The 17875-nt window shown below is 49.2% G+C and carries 15 protein-coding genes; 2 read left to right on the forward strand and 13 right to left on the reverse strand.

All coding sequences use genetic code 11. The features are described from left to right. Positions 1-11: 11 nt before the first annotated feature. From HV213_RS24530 to HV213_RS24575, 10 genes are all read right to left on the reverse strand, one after another. A complete protein-coding gene (locus tag HV213_RS24530) occupies positions 12-743 on the reverse strand; it encodes a pili/flagellar-assembly chaperone (protein ID WP_197975053.1) in 732 nt (243 codons plus the stop codon). Further along, positions 709-1206, reverse strand: coding sequence for a fimbrial protein BcfF (locus HV213_RS24535; RefSeq protein WP_181486495.1), 498 nt, complete (start codon positions 1204-1206; stop codon positions 709-711). The genes HV213_RS24530 and HV213_RS24535 overlap by 35 nt, the downstream gene beginning before the upstream one ends. A 36-nt stretch (positions 1207-1242) precedes the next feature. Next, positions 1243-1779, reverse strand: coding sequence for a fimbrial protein BcfE (locus HV213_RS24540; protein ID WP_181483669.1), 537 nt, complete (start codon positions 1777-1779; stop codon positions 1243-1245). Further along, a complete protein-coding gene (locus tag HV213_RS24545) occupies positions 1780-2787 on the reverse strand; it encodes a fimbrial protein BcfD (RefSeq protein ID WP_181483670.1) in 1008 nt (335 codons plus the stop codon). It lies immediately after the preceding gene. Then, entirely contained in the window at positions 2788-5397 is a 2610-nt protein-coding gene (locus tag HV213_RS24550) for a fimbrial biogenesis usher protein (protein WP_228288573.1), read from the reverse strand. A 22-nt stretch (positions 5398-5419) separates the two neighbouring features. After that, the gene (locus tag HV213_RS24555) at positions 5420-6100 is read right to left on the reverse strand and encodes a fimbria/pilus periplasmic chaperone (protein ID WP_181483672.1); all 681 of its coding nucleotides are present in this window, start codon (positions 6098-6100) and stop codon (positions 5420-5422) included. Between the two features lie 83 nt (positions 6101-6183). Next, positions 6184-6726, reverse strand: a complete 543-nt coding sequence (locus HV213_RS24560) for a fimbrial protein BcfA (protein ID WP_181483673.1) — start codon at positions 6724-6726, stop codon at positions 6184-6186. Between the two features lie 428 nt (positions 6727-7154). After that, positions 7155-7847, reverse strand: coding sequence for a winged helix-turn-helix transcriptional regulator (locus HV213_RS24565; RefSeq protein WP_181483674.1), 693 nt, complete (start codon positions 7845-7847; stop codon positions 7155-7157). 336 nt (positions 7848-8183) lie between these two features. Continuing rightward, the gene (locus tag HV213_RS24570) at positions 8184-11309 is read right to left on the reverse strand and encodes a chitinase (protein WP_181483675.1); all 3126 of its coding nucleotides are present in this window, start codon (positions 11307-11309) and stop codon (positions 8184-8186) included. A gap of 90 nt (positions 11310-11399) precedes the next feature. Continuing rightward, positions 11400-13508, reverse strand: a complete 2109-nt coding sequence (locus HV213_RS24575; protein ID WP_181483676.1) for a glycoside hydrolase family 18 protein — start codon at positions 13506-13508, stop codon at positions 11400-11402. 392 nt (positions 13509-13900) lie between these two features. On the opposite strand from HV213_RS24575, the gene HV213_RS24580 reads away from it, so the two are divergent. Both HV213_RS24580 and HV213_RS24585 read left to right on the forward strand, forming a co-directional pair. Further along, positions 13901-14344: a winged helix-turn-helix domain-containing protein gene (locus HV213_RS24580; protein WP_181483677.1), complete on the forward strand. Its 444-nt coding sequence runs from the start codon at positions 13901-13903 to the stop codon at positions 14342-14344. A gap of 15 nt (positions 14345-14359) precedes the next feature. Beyond that, the gene (locus tag HV213_RS24585; protein ID WP_181483678.1) at positions 14360-14893 is read left to right on the forward strand and encodes a glycoside hydrolase family 108 protein; all 534 of its coding nucleotides are present in this window, start codon (positions 14360-14362) and stop codon (positions 14891-14893) included. A 56-nt stretch (positions 14894-14949) separates the two neighbouring features. On the opposite strand, the gene HV213_RS24590 is transcribed toward HV213_RS24585, so the two are convergent. The 3 genes from HV213_RS24590 to dnaJ all read right to left on the reverse strand — a co-directional run bounded on the left by HV213_RS24590 (position 14950) and on the right by dnaJ (position 17798). Further along, the gene (locus tag HV213_RS24590; RefSeq protein ID WP_181483679.1) at positions 14950-15294 is read right to left on the reverse strand and encodes a phage holin family protein; all 345 of its coding nucleotides are present in this window, start codon (positions 15292-15294) and stop codon (positions 14950-14952) included. A 250-nt stretch (positions 15295-15544) separates the two neighbouring features. Then, the gene (locus tag HV213_RS24595; RefSeq protein WP_181483680.1) at positions 15545-16492 is read right to left on the reverse strand and encodes a LysR family transcriptional regulator; all 948 of its coding nucleotides are present in this window, start codon (positions 16490-16492) and stop codon (positions 15545-15547) included. Between the two features lie 169 nt (positions 16493-16661). Next, positions 16662-17798, reverse strand: coding sequence for a molecular chaperone DnaJ (dnaJ, locus tag HV213_RS24600; RefSeq protein WP_110272663.1), 1137 nt, complete (start codon positions 17796-17798; stop codon positions 16662-16664). Positions 17799-17875: the final 77 nt, after the last annotated feature.

The raw sequence follows: 17875 nt of genomic DNA on the forward strand, positions 1-17875 counted from the left end.
GGGTAAACAGGTCAGCGTGCAAGCGACGTATTCGCCGTTATCGGCAGCAGCACCCGACCATAATCATTGATGCTTTGCCAGCGCACAGCGCAGGTATGCACCTGCTGGCACCATGGGGTTTTGCGCGTTGAAAAAGGGGCAACGACGCCCGCCGTATCGACAGGCTTGCCGTTAGTATTGAGCAGGAAAAGCGTGACGTAATAAGGACTGGGGTTCTGCACCTCCAATCCCTCCCGGGTCAGAGTCCAGCGCAATTGCCGGTACGCCTGCTGCGGCTCACCCGCCAGGCCGGAAGGGCGATAGATAAGCTTCAGCGCGGAACGAAACGCCATCTGTAAGCTGTTGACGCCAGGTTTTCCGGAGGGGATCGCGGCAATACTTAAGGTAAACAAACTTTCCCGATCGACGGGCAAACTGTCGCCAGTCCAGGTCACGCGCAGCGTATTCTCCTGCCCCGCCGCAAGGCGAAACAGCGGCGGCGTGATGACAAACGGAGGCTGACCTCCAGGGGTAACAACCCCGCCGGGCCAACGTTGTGCCGATTGAATATGGCTATCAATAAGCCAGCTTTCAGAGGTGGTATTGCTCACCGGGACGCTTAGCGTCGTCATCTTTGCGTTATAGATAAAACGCGTCCCGCCAATCACCACCCCCGCCTGCACCTGCGAAACCGGCAACAGCAGGACCATCAGGATAAAAAGAAGAAACTTACTCATAGGCGAGAATAAACGTTGCTGAAGCATTAGCCGTTCCGGCGATAACCGCGCTGCCGTCAGCAATATAGCGGGCATAAAATTGTAAGTGAGCGGAAGCCTGCCCCGAGGAGAGCGCCATCACTTCACTCTCTTGCCCTAACGGAATCAGGTTTTTATCTTTGTCATAGAGGCCAATCCCAACGCCAGTGGCATCGTCAGCCCCTTCGACCAGCGCCAGCAGGTCCGCATTTCGCCCGTTTGCCGTGCCGCTGAAGCTCACCGTAACGCCGCTGACGGTGCTACCGCAGTTCTGCAAATCAATGGCAAAAGGCTGCCAGGCAGAGCCATCGCCAGCCTGGTAAAACTGGCGGTTCGACACGGTTCCCATATCCACATCAATATTTTCTGAATCCGGCGACAACGTACAGGTGTTATCGGTAATCGTACCGGTAACATAGACCCGCCCGTCATGGGCCTCTGTTTTCCCCAGCGCCAGAACGAAATAAGCCATGCAGGCCAAATAAAAATGCTTGTTCATCGCCGCCACCTATTCGTATTGCAAGTCAAAATACATCACCGCCGTGGCGTTACCGGAGGTAACCGTCGGTTGCGTGGATTTGTAACGAATATAGAAAGAGAGCGTGTTGCGTCCGGCCTTCAGCGGATAAACCACCGAGTCGCTGTTATTCATGCTGACGTCATCCTGGTCTTCATCGAGAAGCTCTACGCCAACGCCGCTGGCCAGCATATTCTCGCTGCCCATACCGGTATCGGTCAGTGCCAGTAGAGACGGGTCATTGCTATCCGCCGTACCGGTAAACCAGATTTTGGTTCCCGTGATCCCACGCGAACAGTTCTTCAGGTTGATGTTAAACGGCTTAAACTTCGTCGTCGTTCCGGTCGAGGGGAAATCTTCAACCGAAAACTGCCCTAAATCGATGCTCTGACTGAGGCTGGAAAGCTCCACATCGCAGGTTTGCGCCACAATCGTGCCGGTGAACTCCAAATTGTTGCCGGTATCATCGGCCTGGCAAAATGAGCACCAGCACAGAGGAACTAAAAATAATCCACGTTTTAAATTCATTTAGTCGAAGTCCACCCGTAGATTAGCCAGGGCAGTAAATACGCCCTCGACAGGGGTTTCTCCGGTTGTGCTGACGGGGTATGCCTGTAGCGAAATATTGGCCTTGCCCGCATCGTCGGTCACAAAAGGTTCCACGCTGCTGGTATCGTTTGGCGTCAATACCGCGCCCTCGTTGGTTTCAACCACCACACCTACATCCGGATTATCGGACGCAATGGCCTGGCTAACGTTGCTGTCCGCCGTCGCGATGAGTCTCAGGCTTAAATTGACCTGCGAATCCACTCCGCTGCATTTCACCGGCACATTGAATTTTTTAATTTTGACGCCCGTTGGTTTCTTTCCTGCGTGGGTAAAGCCCCCGCTATAGAGCGAACCGAAATCCACCAAAATGGTCTGCCCGGCGTTGATCTCGCAGCTTTGCGGGACGGTCACCGTGCCGCTGTAACTAATGTTGTAAACCACGTCGCTGAGTGGGTCGTTTGCCGCCGTGGTCACATAAACGCTGAACATCGTTTTTGGCGCGATAGTGACGGTGCCGACAAAAGGTTTAACGATCTTGAGCTGAAAAGTCAGATTTGAGTCATGAATGGCAAAACTTTCGCCCGAGGTCGCATTAGCGCGACTTCCCATGTAAACGTAGTTAGCTGGAGGATAGATTTTTTCTCCTGATGCGCCATCTATGCGGATAGCACCTTCCAGATAAGTCGAATCCAGTGCCATATACTGCCAGCCGCTGCGGGTTTCCACGATCGGCGATGAAGCGACGTAGGAGCGGTAACTTCGCCCCGACGAAGATAAATCCGTAGGACAAACCGCCTGCACGCTCGTATCCTGGCGCTTCACCAACGATATCGTATTCCCGGCCTGGTTTTGCGCTGCCGTCAGCGTCTTACTCAGGTCATAATCGACGCTGGAGGGCGAACCATTGGTATTCTGGCACACCTCAGCCAGCCCAATACGGCTCAGCAGCAGTCCCACCAGCAGGATAAATAGCAGGCGTATCTTCATTTAGCGGCATTCCACATGTTGTCGCACCAGGGTCTGCCGGGTTGCGGGAAGTTGATAATGCACGAGGCATTGTTGTGAAGCCTCGCGGCCCCACTGCACTTTTAGCGTTCCCTGCGGGCTCAGTCCGGATAGGTAGACCTCGCCATCATCGCCAACAATAGCCTCTTGCGCAGGGGCATCGGTCGAGGCGGTCGCGCCAAACGGTATCGGCTGCCCGCCATGTAGAAGTGTCAGGAGCGCACGTTCGCCGACCCGCGCTTTAAAGTTGGCCAGCACCAGCGCGCCCTGGGTAGGCACGACGTTGACGACGGCGTCATCGATATCAACATCATCCGCCATGGAGTTCACATCCAGGGCCATGCGGTTTTGTCGATAGGTCGTGGCATAAGGCACCACGGCATAGCCCCGGCTATCGGTATGAATGCCCGGTTGGTCATCAATATTGACGTTTTCTGCTCCCGGCGCGGCGATCAACACGTTGGTATCCCCAAGCGGCTGGCTCAACGTCACACCATGCGCGTGCGCCACAATGCCGCCGCTCAGGCCGTAGTTAACCTGCTGGTAATCGCCGTTATCGCTAGTGTTGTAACCCGCATTAACATTGCCCTCGGCACCATCATATTCGAGACTAGCCGAACTGCTTTCACCAACACCCTGGTTCTGATAGCCCTGCTGCACGCTGTAGCTGAGGTTATTTTGATCCAGCAAAGTGCCGCTGAGTCCGGCGTTTTGCGTGACGCCGCCGTGCTGATCCGTGCTGGTACTGAAGGTGGCGTAGATATTGTGGTTTTTATGCGTAATGTCGTCGTTGTGGTGTAGCCACTGCCCCAGCGGCAGCGAGATGTTCAGGGCAAAAAGCTGGTCGCTTTTATCCTCGCCCGGCGCACGGCTTTGGTTGTAGGAAAGGCTCCATGATACGCCCGCCAGGGTATCGCTATACCCTACCTGCAGCAGCGTGTTTTTCTCATCGGTGTGCCAATAGCTCTGCTGGCTGCCGGTAACATACAGAGAGCCCAAATGGCCCAGTTGCTGAGAGATATTCAACTGAATTTTGCCGCGTTTGGTGTAATACAGATTGTAATAATCGTTCCAGTTACGCTGATCCTCATCCTCGTCGGTCGGCCCGTTGTAGCCCGACATCCGTTTCCAGGCCGTATCATCGAGAGTATAAAAACCCGATGTCGAATAACGATAACCGAGCAACTGGAAATTAGTCCCCAGGCTATTCAGCGATTTAGCGTACAGAAAACGCATCGATTGCCCCTGATGTTCGCTATCGTCCGCCAGGGTGCTGTATGCCTGAGTGACGTCGATGGATACCGCGCCCCAGTCGCCCAAATTGGCCCCCGTTCCTAACGCTAGCGCGCGATAGTGGTCAGAAAACTGCGTCCCACCATAGACGGTAAAACCGTGCGGCAGGCCCCACATCAACGTCGCCTGAGCAAACTTCACATCCTCTTTTTGGCTACTGTCGCCGCGATAGCTCGCCACCGTGGCCGCATATTTCAGCCGCCCTTCGCGTTGCAAAACCGGTACCGCGGAATACGGCACGCTATAGCGGGTGACGCTGCCATCGGCTTCTTTAACCTCAACGCTCAAATCCCCGCTGGAGGCTGTGGAATAAAGGTCATTAATGGTAAATGCGCCGGGTGAAACGTAGCGCTGGTCGATGATGTAGCCATTCTGGCGGATCGTTATCTGAGCATTGCTTTTGGCGATACCGTGAATGGTCGGCGCAAAACCTTTCATGCTGTCGGGCAGCATATTGTCATCAGAGGCGAGCTGCAGGCCGCGAAAGGGCAAGCTATCAAATACCGCCGAGGGCGTGTAGCTATCCCCCGCCGTCAGCTCACTTTTCAGCGCCGCCAGATCGCGCTCCACGTAGGTGCTGATATGCTGCCAGTCGCTTTTGTTGTTCTCGCTGCCGCTGTTGTAGTTCCAGGTGGAATAGTTACGCAAACGCCAGGCGCCCAGATTCAGGCCGCCGTTCAAACCAAGAAACAAGGTGTTATCGTTAACGCCACCTTCACTACGATCCCGGCTATTCGCACCGGTAAACGTATAATTGAGCAATAGCGCGTTGATGCCTTCATCCCAATATTGCGGCGAAATATAGCCTCTGGCGCTATTCTTCATCGCCGCCTGAGGAATGCTGATATTCAGACGTTGCTGGGTAAAATCAAACCGGGTATAGGCTGCCGGAATGGCTGCTGCGATATCCGCACATCCCTTCGCTCCCGATGTCAGTAATGTTGGAAAAGCCTCAACATTGACCTTCATGGCATTGAGCATATCGGGCGTCAGGCAGGCGCTGAGCCCAGAGTCATCGGCTGAGGCTTGCGTCACCGTAGCAGTATTCGCTTTCGCGGCCTGGAAAGTAATATCACGGGTCGCCAGAAAGACGCCGTTCAGATAGACATCAACCCGATAGACGCCAGGGGCCTGGCCGTTGCCTTCAAAGCGCGAAAGATCGGCGATCTTCGACGGATCGTCGGATAAGAACGCGGGATTGAAATAGTTATCCGCCCAGCTCTTCGGCAACGTCAACACGCACACCAGGGTCAGAGTCATCAGCAGCGGTTTACTGACGGACGGTGAATGACGCGTCATGGCATCAATTTCCAGCACAATGTTAGTGGCTCTGGCAAGTTTGCACTGGCGTGGTTGCGCCAAAGTCATTTACGGTTTGGAAAGTCGCCCGGCTTTCAGTGCTTTTTAACGTCAGTTCACTTTTCGGTGCAACCATCGTATTAGGCAGTTTTTGGTTTCCAGCGTGTATTTCTACCAAAGAAACGTAGTAAGGCGACGGATTGGCGACGGTTAATCGACCATTTTGACTATGGCAGCGCAGCATAGCGGGCGCATTCGAAGAAGGACCAGGTAAATCCTTAGGACGAATGAAAAGTTTAATTACGCTTTGGGTTGCGATTTGCAACGAATTTTTCGCCAGCGTTGTTTTATCGACTGAAGGAATGGCCTTGCTATTCAAATAGAAAACGCTTTCTCGATCGGTTGGCAAAGAGGGACCGACATACATAATCCGCAGCGTGTTCTCTTTTTTCGGCTGAATCACGAAGAGCGGCGGCGTGATAATAAAATCAGATGTCCGGCTGCCATCGGCATTTGCGACCCAGGACTGAATTAAAAAGACGTTGCTATCAGAGGAGTTAATCACCGGAAGAGAGACTTGTTTACTCCCCTGCGGATAAATAACCCGGGTTGATCCCAGAGCGATACCGCCTGCGTGCGCCAGATTTATCATTCCTGTCATGGTCAGCAGCAGCGATATAATTTGAAGAGTTTTTTTAATCATTTTTAAATATTCAGAAGGTTTTGTTCACAACATCGATAACGCCCCCTCCGCGCAACATGCACGGAGGAGAGCCTGATAACAAATCAGGAATACACCATACTAAAAGTAGCTGTCGCTGAGACGTTGCCTGCGACGACTGCGCCAGTGGCAACGTAATCCACACTCAGAGGAACAACGTTTTCGCCGTCGATTAAGGTTACAGTGCTGGACGTTTCGCCAATATTCAGCGCCTGACCATCCGGACCGTACAGTTGCAGCGCAACATTGCTTGCCGCGCCCGCACCGGCGGTATTAGCCAGAGATCCTTCAAGTGTACCGTCCTGCTGACCATTAAAAATAACCGCAGCTTCCTGGCTTACCGTGGTGTCGCAATCTTCCAGCTTGATGGAGAAATCTTCTTTCTGATTCGCAGTCATCCCAGCAGCCGTTAATTTACTGGCACGAACCTGGCTCAAGGTTACCGTTTGATCAACGGAATCAGCAGAAACTGAGCAGGCGGCATTAACAACCTGACCAACGAAATTCACGGTGCCACCGGAAACAGTTGCCGTATCCGCAAAGGCAGAGGACATCATGCTGCCCGCAGCAATAGCAGTCACCATCATGGCTAATACATGCTTTTTCATAAAAACCCTTTTAAATTTAATAAATGATAATCAGTTTTATAATTTCATAAATATCAGACGTTGCCAGACGGGAGTTACCCCTGGCTCTCTAAGCGTTTTTGGTTGCTTATACATAGAGAAAAACCACAACAATGAATGATGAAGCGTTCTACTAACCAAAAAGCAATAACGGAGTAATAGGGCTCTGACATTAATTAATTATTATGAAAGGGATAAACAGTTGCAATCATCATAGGCCGCTTTTAAAGGACTTGATGTAACCTCATGCTTTTAATGCATATTTCATTTAATCCGGCACCTATGCCATATGGACTATTGACCTATCACTCAACATATGAAAGCATCAAAAATAAATTAACATCGATAACAACAATTCGTCAAAATGTTTAATTAATGTAAATCATCAACCAATCATTTTCACATAAAAACTAATAGGCCGTAGGGAGTTTTTTCATATCTAACAAACGCCCACCATCGATATTGATATATCCCCCCTTTTTCAACTCAGAAAGGAGCTTCATGGTGCGGCTACGGGATATTCCTGTGCGTCGCTGAATAAAGTTGAGTACATTGATACTCTGTCGGTACTCACTCGCATAAGCCCAAAGTTCTATTAATAACGACCTGACTTTCAGGTAAGAATCCACTCCCACCAACTCGCGATCGCGCACACTCATCACCATCAAGCGATAGGCCAAAATCCGCGCGACATCGTGCCAAAGATCGCACTCATCGGCGACTTTGATAAAATCAGGCAGGGACACAGCACGCCCACGGCATTCTGTTTCTGCAATAAGATAATGCTCAGGCCGGGTTGGAACGCCATAGGTTTCACCATAGCTATCAACCAGGCCGACAATGGAGGGAGAAAATGCTGATAAGACATGAAGACCACTACCACAACGGCAAAATGAAAATATCCCGGACTCCAGTAATACGATTCTATTTTCGCCTTCAGAACTCAGGGAGAATTCATCCCCGACCTGTAGGTGGAAAGGCTGACCGAATGACCATAATGCAGAGAATAGTGCATCAAGTGCGGCATGTGGTTTAGCTTGTTGAGAGAAAAAATATGAATTTAAGGTATTCTCATTATCATTTTCGACGATGTCTAATTTCATTATTTTCTTTAAAAACCATAATCATAAGTCAATCCACGATATACGTACAAATGTTTAGCTTCAATTAATAATAAGTAAATACTCATTGTAGTATATCTATGTTATTCAAGCACAAAAACGCAATACTTAGCATAATAAGTAGATTCTCAATCAAAATAATAACAAAGAATTTAAAAACATAATGACAGGCATTAACACAACAACAAAGTTACGGATGTTACTATTACCATAGAAATAAAAACATATGAAAAAACAGTGATTCAGAATATTAAACCTTCTGAACCACCGTGAGTTAAGTGGTGCCATCCACGCTGCATGGAAGAACACGATACGATATTATTTAAAATATTTTGGCGCCGCGTAATACTCGACCATTTTTTCCGCCAGCCAGCCGCCATCTTCGCCATTGGAGTGAATAGTCGTAATACTGACCGTCGAACCTCCGCCCCAAAGCACAGAGAAAACGTTATAGTCAGGCAGATTCAGCGCCTGCATTTGCCCCCAGTCATAACCGTCATCCTGACGTAAAAAATCGCCTACCGTCGCAACACCATAAGTTGTGCTATTCACCACCGTATTTAACAACTCTGATGTGATGGTATTGAGGTCGCAACCAATCCGCGAGTCCCCCATAAAGAAAGAACCGCCAGAGGCAAAATGCGCTGTTGCAATTTTGCTGGTTCCCTCTTCCACTGTTGGCATATGCCCACCGGGAATTTGCCATAACATCGCCGGTTTATGCAGGTCTTTCGCCGCCTGTTTTACCATCCCCAAGTAGTTAAACCAGCAGGTTGCATTCCAACCATAGTGCGCCAATGCATCAGGACTGAAACAATCACGTTCAAATTTATCGAAAGCGATAAAATCTGGCGCATACTCGCCGCTATATACTCCCAGCTCATTGATAAATTTAGCGATTTCCGCCCCCTGAGCGACAGGGTCAGCGTTTGTACGGAGCACCCAATCGGCAGTTCCCGTTGCCCAAACGTTAGTCTGCCAGCCAAACGCCACATCCGGAGCAAATTGTCGAACAAGGTAGTTAATTGCCTGAACATAACCGTACAGATCGTTACTGAACTCCGGTAATATCGGCGCGCTAAAACCTGGGAGGGATGGCAAAGCATTTACCGCAGCCGCCAGTTGAACATTGACCGGCACGCTATTCGCTTTACGAACTGCGGTATAGCCGTACGGCTCTTGCTGCATAGCCCCCAGGAAATCAGGATTAAGCACGAAGGTTGCCGGAACCGCGTGGTCGCAGTCTTTGTAAGATTGCGCCGCCAGGCATTGGGTAATGAAGTTGCCAAAGTGATTACGTAACCGCTGACCATCCTGGAGATCCGACAGCGCACTACCGCCGCTGGCATTGGCGGTATAAACGACCATCACTGGCATCACTGAACGATCGGCCTCTTTTTCAATCTCACGCACCAGCGGAACCGTTTTATGAATAGGTAAGGAATCATAATCGAGGAAACCGTCACCATTGACATCAACTTCCGCCGCTGGAATCGGATCGCCGCCGCCATCAAAACCATCATATTTAAACAGGGCGCTAAAAGGCACGTCGCGATACAGCGTGACGGCTTCTTTGGCGTTAACTGTCACCCCACCATGGGCGAGATAATCTGGCCAACCTTTGACCTGCAACGGAACGCCCTGAATGAACTCCAGTGTGATGTTATTCACACTTTTCAGCAGTCGCAGCGGCGCATCCAGTTCACAACGCCATGGCGTACCTTCAACAAAAATATCCGCTACTTCAACGCTGTATTGGCCGGGTGCCAGGCGTATCGCCAGCGATTGTTGACGCGTATCGCTCTCCAACATGAGGGTATATTGATATTGTCCACTGCTGAACAAGTAGCGCTGAGGGACCACGCCCTTCGGCAAACCCAGTATCGTGGCCTGCACATCAACAAAGTCGTGACTATCAATCCCGGTTTTCTGGAAACCCACGCTGACTTCTTTCACTTGCCCTTGCATCGGCGTGAAAATAGTCGGCTGAGCAAGCGTGGTGATCATCTGGTTGTTGATAACGGTGTGTTGCAAGCAAATCGCATAGCTGTGACCCGCCATAAGTTGAGTCACGAGCTGAATTTGCCCAACAGGCAGCGTCAGCGTTCTTTCGCATACGCCCGCTTCTGACCACAGCTCAACCACCATGTTCGCACCGATGAATTCAGGAGCATCGATATTAAGGCGCACCGAGGCAAACTGTACCGGCGACTGATATGCCACCAGGCATGTCCGGGCATCATCACCGGAAATAAGTTTGAGCGTCACTGCTGATTCCGCAGGCGTAATCCTCATTTCATCATTGCACAGTTCCAGCACAGTGATGCCGTACTCTCCAGCGCTAAGATCGCCAATAATTAATGATTGCCCCCACTCTCCAGCAAAGCGCTGTGTAGTGGCGCCGGGATAAAGCAGGTCAATCATCGGCTTAAGCGTTGTGCTTTCCGCCAGCGATGGAAACTGAATCACTATTTTCCCCTGACGTCCCGGATCGTGTGCCAGCGTGGCCGTTAAGTCGCTCATGGCGACCGGGGTCTGGGTCGCGGAGAGATAAAACTGCAGCTCGGCGCTTGCGCTTGCCGCCAGCAGAAGTTCCCCATCATTGTTAATGGTAATAACGTTTTTCTCGATGGGCCAACCGCCATCACTGCCCAGCGTCACTGGCTTGTTACCTAATAAAGAGCCGCTAAAAGGGCTGTAGGGATCGGGGTGTGCGCTGGCAGTGAACTCCAGCTTGAGTTGATTAAGATCGAGAGATTGTGAATAGAGATTGGTCACCGTGAAAGTCACCCGCTGATACCAGCTGGTTGTATTCACCGAGCTTGCAGTAATAGCGAGTATTTCGCCCTCGATAACAACATCATCGCTAGATTCTTCAGGTTCTGGTTCAACCTCATCCGCCGCATCATCGGCAGGAGCTTCAGGTTCCGGATCAACCTCATCTGCCGTTTCGTCGGCAGGAGCTTCAGGTTCCGGATCAACCTCATCTGCCGTTTCGTCGGCAGGTACTTCAGGTTCTGGTTCAACTTCATCTGCCGTATCGTCAGCAGGAACTTCAGGCTCTGGTTCATCTGCTGCTTCATCTTGTGCCGATGAGGCCAGCGTTAATGTAAAGGTAGATATTTTTACCGGTACCTGAGTCGCGGCAAAACTGAAAAATAACGTACCGCTTTCGCCCGGCTGCAATAACAGTTCACCGCTGTTATTGATAATGATTTCATTAATATCAAGCGTCCCTTGCGCCATACCGCTCAACGTCAGTGGCATATCCCCTTTGAGAGTGCCGCCAAAATTTCCCCATGGGTCCTGGTGACCCGCACCAGTAAAACCGATTGCCGCATGATTCATATCCACGGCACGACTATTTTCATTGGTGATAGTTAAAGTGACTTTTTGATACCAGCTATTTACATCAATCTGACTGCTTTTAATCAAGACGGACATTGACAGAATTCCTCGTTCCCTGGTGGAAAAAAGCCCCGGAAAACCGGGGCCTTAGTTATGGAGCCCAATATTTTCGATTAACGAAAATGATTAGTAAGCACCAAGGTCAGTCCATGCCTGGCCCGCAGCACAGTTCAGATCCGGCTGGTTGCCCTGAGACCACCATTTCACCTGGTAGTTGTGGCCTTTCCAGCTAACGATTTCGAAAGTACCCCAGATTCCGCCATAAACGGTATTGGCATCCCACAGCGCGTAAGGCGTTGTTTCAGTATCTGCCGGAGTCTCTTCATCGGCCGGAGTGGTATCTTCTTCCGGCTCTACTGGAACGACGATTTCTTCCTCTTCTTCCTCTTCCGGCTCAGGTTGAACCTGAGATGCAGCCGGAACAGCAATCAGCACAAAACGCTGTTGAGTAGAAGGCTCGCCCCAGGTATCACGAACAAACAGGGTGAACTGGAAGGTAGTTTTAACGGAAACTTCCGGTACGACAAACTCGATCACTGCGACAGTTTTGTCAGCAACGGTGATTTCTGAAGGCACGCCCCAGCTAAAGGTCATATCGTCTTCATCTTCATCAGAAGAACCTTCGCCAGACAGCTGTACAGTAGAGCCACCGACAACGCGCAGTTCAATTGCCGCTTTCGGCGCATGGTTTACGTCAGTAGTCTTATCTTCTTCCTCTGCTTCGTCAGCGGCTTCTACGTTGATACCCTCAAAGTAGAACGGTTCCATATCGACAACTTCAGAAGAAATTTCGTAGCCCAGGCCTTCACGAGCGGCGTTAACCAGCACGCCGTTGTCCTGATCGATAGTCCAGGTGAACATCCCGCCCAGACCCAGTTTCGCTGCGTATTCGCCCTTCGCTTTCACTGAACGCGGAGTATCCAGAGACATAAACAGCTTGCTTTCCGGGTTGTACAGGTAGTCAGCATCGGCAACCTGGTCGGTGTAGACGTTGAAGCCGTTACGGCCTTTCTGGTTTTCCAGATCCAGGTAGTTATAAATCACGTCGTACCATTCGTTGGTACCGGATTCAAACGTACCGGTAGTGGTACCAGTACCTGCATTGTAGGAGCCTTTCAGCGGAGACAGGGATTCCAGCTCAGCGCCGTGACCGTTACGGGTGTAGCCTGCATAACCGATATTGATGCGATCCGACGGGAAACCTTCAGACAACAGGTGGTCAACGATGGTATTTACCGCCCAGCCGCCTTCAGTCACTGCCTTCAGGTTTGTATGGTGAGTCAGAGTCTCTGCCCACGGAGTACCAAAGAAGTCATAGGTCATCAGGTTGATGCCGTACAGACCGGCGTTCAGCAGCGCTTTGACGTTGGAGTAGTCGAAAGTCGCGACTACAGCAGAGCTGGCGATGGAGATTTTGACATTGCTCAGGCCTGCGGAATCCAACTGCTTACGCAGCTCGCCAATCAGCAGGGCATAGTTTTCGCCATCTTCCGGACCGCATGGGTTGCCTGCGCCTTCCGCGTTCGGGTACTCCCAGTCAATATCCACTTCGCTGAACATCGGGAACTGTTTGAACAGTTTCACCACGCCTTTGGCGAAAGTTTTACGGGCGGAATCAGAAGCAGAGGTTTCGTGGAAACCATTACTCATGGTCCAACCGCCGATGCTCATAGACAGCGCCAGTTCGTGGCCCTGAGCTTTCGCTTTGGCCTGCAGGTCACGCAGGCCGCCGAGCAGACCTTTGGTGTTCGCCTGAGTGACGGTCTTCGGCTCAACATCCCAACCGCTGACATCGTGGCCGACGTTAACGTAGGACTGGAAATCGCCCCACGGGTCGAGGAAAGTCGGTTCGTACTGCACTTTACCGCACAGCTCTGCGCCTTCAGCAACCACATCGCGATACAAGCCATCAACTTTGTGGAAGCCTGTCACGCCGACGAAACCGACAATGATTTTGTCGTAGGCGGTAGGGGATACATTGGTCAGATCGTAACCACGACCACGGTTATCTTTCGAATCATCTCCCTGCAGGCGTCCATCATACTGAGACCAGTCAGTGTAGTAGCCGAATACCTTAGGTTTAGTCGTGGAAGACTTATATTGGTTATAAACCGGCTTAGCGACACGTGCAGAAGTATAGCTATATGCGCTGACTTCTTTTGCTGGGTTAAAACCATCAGCTGCGTTGCTGGTTTCAGTAAGAGTATCGCCTTTAATCAGTTTGCTTGTAGCCATTTTTAATTTCCTTTTAAGTTTGAAAAATTGTCGCAGTTCGTTCTGCGGGACCAATAATCCAGTGCTCAAGGAAAAATGGCTAATCATTAAACATCACATTTTCAACATCTCCCCATATACATACCAATGATGCTTATCTGATGTACCTAAGCACAACGTCCTCTGCCTGGTTACGTATATCAAAACCATGATATGAGCAATAAACAATCACCATATTAAATATCATTTATCAAGCCATTAAATGTCATTTAACTTCCATGAGATAATGTGATTCAGGTCTCTCACACCAATGACAATACAATTAAAAAGATGAGTATTAATAGCTTAAGACAATTCTTGCACCATATATTCAGCACAGGCAATCATGATGTATATAACTAAAGGACGACGTTATGAAAACTTATCTCATTAATGACAACTACATTTACAACGAAGGAAAGTATGAACTAAGGACCATTTCAAACTCGCAGGTCATTAAGATGACAGCTATGAGAGCAAAATGTCTTAGCTTCATTATCGAAAACGCACATCTGGACATCATTGAAAGGCAAAAAATAACCACAGAGTTATGGGGTAGCCGCAGTCATTTCGTTAACGATGCTAACCTCACGCAGATACTCTACTTGATCAGGCGAGATCTGAAGTCTCTTGGCATTAATGATCTCTTTATTACCATTCCACGGCAGGGGATTCAGGTTAACAAAGAGATTGCGATTAAAATGATAGATAGTGAAAAGAAAGAAACCAAAAGACAAGTTATCAGGAAAACGCTGGCAGCATTAACCACCGTATTTTCAGTCACGCTGGGTACAGTGATGTACATGCATATTCATTAATTCAAGGAAAAGAAAATGAACCCAATTATCGATGGTATTTTAGTAATGGAAGGCGGCTATACCCTCAATGCAAAAGATAGAGGTAATGCCACCAACTGGGGTATCACTGAAGTAACTGCACGCGCTCATGGTTATACTGGAGACATGTGCGATCTCACACGCATTGAAGCATACGCTATTCTGGAAAATGATTACTGGATTAAGCCCGGATTTGAGTTAATTGCCCAGATATCGTATCCCATCTCCTTCGAGCTTTGCGATGCAGCAGTCAATATCGGAACACACTACCCTTGCGTATGGCTGCAGCGCTGGCTGAATGTTTTGAATCGGGAAGGAAAAAACTATCAAGATATCAATGCAGATGGTCATATTGGCCCTGTCACACTGGCCGCATTGAACCATTACTTGTCATGGAGAGGAAAGGAAGGTGAAGAGACTTTAGTTAAAGCATTAAATTGTAGCCAGGGCTCATACTATTTAGACATTGCAGAAAAAAACAAACAGAACGAAGAGTTTATTTACGGTTGGATAAAAAACAGAGTTACATGACTTTACATCAAAAATAAAAGACTCACGGATGAGCCTTTTATATTAATTAAAACCTGTTAGTTAAGCTTAACATCCTCAATGATTTTTTTAACTTTCTCACCGATAATTTTTAATATCGGCGCGGCGAAAACGCCGCCTAAACCAGCGGCCAATAGCACCATATTAAAACTAAGACCCTGTTCGATGGCAAACGCACTGAGTAAAAAACTGGTAAAGCATGATATAACAATCTGAGTTAAACAATGCATAATACCTTTATAAGATTCATCATCCGACTGTTTGTCTTTGCGGAGAAGATAGCTTACAAAACCGCCCCATGCACCAATCGATATAATGGTTAATAAAATCTCGACTTCCAGTAAGACCACTTCCGTTGTCGCTAAATGGTTAGATATAGACATATTAAACTCCTGTAGTAATATGGTTATACCCGTCATACTTCAAGTTGCTTGTGCGTTGGCTTTCCTCGCTCCCCCAGTCACTTACTGGAGTAAGCTCCTGGGGATTCACTGCGTCGCCGCCTTCCTGCAACTCGAAATATTTAGGGTATAGATAAGTTATCTAAGGAGTGTATGCAATATCAGGTACAGATAATAATCAATGAGTATCATCCGCCCCCATTTTACATCTCTCCCCCCAGGGGGAGAGTTCTCAGCGGCGAAAAGAGGAAAGCGTATGTAGCATGGCGATAATTTCATTAATCACTGATAAATTTTTGCTATTCTTTTTCCATGACGCATAAACCTGTATCGACCTAAACGTTAGCTCAGGTGGTGGCTGAATAAATTTGATATCATATTTACGCTGATTTTTATAGAAAAGAGCCAATTTTAACGGCATTAAGGCAATCAATGATGTGCGTTCGATGATACTCATCAAGCCATTGATTGAATCACTACGATAACCCACTGTGCGAGTTCCTTTATAATAAGGATCATCTTTAAATAACCCACTATCATTGATAATCATTGGGAAGTTCATTCCAGATTGATAGGTGGCATGGCGTGAAGAATAGAAATGATGCAACGAGAGTTGGGATAGTTGGCTTAGCATGTGGTTACCCGCGCAGATACAGACAAAGCTCTTAAAACTATCAATCATTTGATTATCAATACCGGGTACTGTCACTGGCTCGATACTCATCACTAAATCACACTCTGCGGTGAATAATTGTTCAATCATTCGCTCGCGGCTGATATTTCTGGATGAGAAGTGATTTATTAACACCCGATCAAAAACATCACTATCATACAGTTGTGAAAGGTAATAGTTCTCAATGATATCGCTTCCCAGAACAGTGATTTTAGCTTCATCATCCTTTTGATGACCAGTCTGAAACGTGTCGCTAACCAGTTCCATGACTTGACGAAAATTCTGATGGATTTCGATAGCTTTAGCGGTAGGTAGTAATCCCTCCTTTCCGCGAACGAACAGTTCTTCCGGATAATAGCCCTGCAAGCGTCTGAGTGCCAGCGAGACCGCTGCGGGAGTAATTCCGAGTTTCTTGGCTGCTTTAGCCGCATTTCCAGCCGAAATAACAGCGTCAAGGATTTTGATTAAATTATAATCAAAATCCTTGTTGGCACCTTTCGATCCCATCCGCTGTTAGCCTCTAAATACGAAAAAAAGCAATATAGATAATACTCAAAATAAATCAATTCTTAGCCCTTATAAATAATAGGATAATTCAAGAAAAGCAGTGGCTAAGATAGAAAAAAGCCTGAGCACAAAGGCCCAGGCTTAAGATAAGACAGGAAGTGAGCAGCAATCAGCGGGTCAAATCATCAAAGAACTTCTTCACGCCGTCGAAGAAACTTTTGGAGCGTGGACTATTTTTCTCGCCCGTTGGCCCGCCAAAACTTTCCTGAAGATCTTTCAGTAGCTGCTTTTGCTTGTCATTGAGGCCAACCGGCGTTTCGACCACTACCCGGCACAGCAGATCGCCCTGCGCACCACCGCGCACGGACTTCACGCCTTTACCACGCATGCGGAATAGCTTACCGGTCTGCGTCTCACCAGGCACTTTCAGGTTCACACGACCATCCAGCGTCGGAACTTCAATCTCGCCGCCAAGCGCAGCCATAGTGAAGTTAATCGGAACTTCACAGTACAGGTTGTTCCCTTCACGCTCGAAGATTGCATGCTGCTTAACCTGAACCTGAACATACAGATCGCCCGCTGGCGCGCCATGCTCGCCCGCTTCGCCTTCACCCGCCAGGCGAATACGGTCGCCGGTATCTACGCCTGCCGGGATCTTAACCGACAGGGTTTTGGTCTTCTCAACGCGACCGTGACCGTGGCATTTGTTGCACGGATCTTTAATCAACGTCCCGCGACCCTGACAGTGTGGACAGGTCTGCTGTACGGCGAAAAAGCCCTGGCGCATCTGAACCTGGCCTGCTCCATGACAGGTCGGGCAGGTTTGCGGTTGGCTACCCGCCTTAGCGCCGCTGCCATGGCAAACGTCGCACTCTTCCAGCGTTGGGATACGGATCTCTTTGGTCACGCCACGAACGGCTTCTTCCAGAGTCAGATCCATGTTGTAGCGCAGATCGGCACCGCGCGAAGCGCGCTGACGGCCACGACCACCACCGAAAATATCGCCAAATACGTCGCCAAAGATATCGCCGAAGTCAGCACCACCGCCACCAAAACCACCGCCGCCGCCCATGCCGCCTTGTTCAAAGGCCGCATGACCATACTGATCGTAGGCCGCGCGCTTCTGGGCATCGGTCAGGATTTCATACGCTTCTTTGATTTCTTTGAATTTTGCTTCGGCCTCTTTATCGCCCTGGTTACGGTCCGGGTGATATTTCATGGCCAGGCGCTTGTACGCCTTTTTGATTTCACGCTCTTCCGCTGTTCTGGAAACGCCTAAAATCTCGTAATAATCTTGCTTTGCCATTGGTGTTTTTCAGCCCCTTAACATGCGTGCACGGGCGGAGAGGAAACCTCTTCGCCCGTGCCAGTGTTTTACCCGTT

Source organism: Klebsiella sp. RHBSTW-00484 (assembly GCF_013705725.1).
GTDB lineage: Bacteria > Pseudomonadota > Gammaproteobacteria > Enterobacterales > Enterobacteriaceae > Klebsiella.

Coding starts and splice junctions, on each gene's coding strand:
- HV213_RS24530 (WP_197975053.1), bottom strand. CDS start 743: ATGCTTCAGCAACGTTTATTCTCGCCTATGAGTAAGTTTCTTCTTTTT.
- HV213_RS24535 (WP_181486495.1), bottom strand. CDS start 1,206: ATGGCTTATTTCGTTCTGGCGCTGGGGAAAACAGAGGCCCATGACGGG.
- HV213_RS24540 (WP_181483669.1), bottom strand. CDS start 1,779: ATGAATTTAAAACGTGGATTATTTTTAGTTCCTCTGTGCTGGTGCTCA.
- HV213_RS24545 (WP_181483670.1), bottom strand. CDS start 2,787: ATGAAGATACGCCTGCTATTTATCCTGCTGGTGGGACTGCTGCTGAGC.
- HV213_RS24550 (WP_228288573.1), bottom strand. CDS start 5,397: ATGACGCGTCATTCACCGTCCGTCAGTAAACCGCTGCTGATGACTCTG.
- HV213_RS24555 (WP_181483672.1), bottom strand. CDS start 6,100: ATGATTAAAAAAACTCTTCAAATTATATCGCTGCTGCTGACCATGACA.
- HV213_RS24560 (WP_181483673.1), bottom strand. CDS start 6,726: ATGAAAAAGCATGTATTAGCCATGATGGTGACTGCTATTGCTGCGGGC.
- HV213_RS24565 (WP_181483674.1), bottom strand. CDS start 7,847: ATGAAATTAGACATCGTCGAAAATGATAATGAGAATACCTTAAATTCA.
- HV213_RS24570 (WP_181483675.1), bottom strand. CDS start 11,309: ATGTCCGTCTTGATTAAAAGCAGTCAGATTGATGTAAATAGCTGGTAT.
- HV213_RS24575 (WP_181483676.1), bottom strand. CDS start 13,508: ATGGCTACAAGCAAACTGATTAAAGGCGATACTCTTACTGAAACCAGC.
- HV213_RS24580 (WP_181483677.1), top strand. CDS start 13,901: ATGAAAACTTATCTCATTAATGACAACTACATTTACAACGAAGGAAAG.
- HV213_RS24585 (WP_181483678.1), top strand. CDS start 14,360: ATGAACCCAATTATCGATGGTATTTTAGTAATGGAAGGCGGCTATACC.
- HV213_RS24590 (WP_181483679.1), bottom strand. CDS start 15,294: ATGTCTATATCTAACCATTTAGCGACAACGGAAGTGGTCTTACTGGAA.
- HV213_RS24595 (WP_181483680.1), bottom strand. CDS start 16,492: ATGGGATCGAAAGGTGCCAACAAGGATTTTGATTATAATTTAATCAAA.
- dnaJ (WP_110272663.1), bottom strand. CDS start 17,798: ATGGCAAAGCAAGATTATTACGAGATTTTAGGCGTTTCCAGAACAGCG.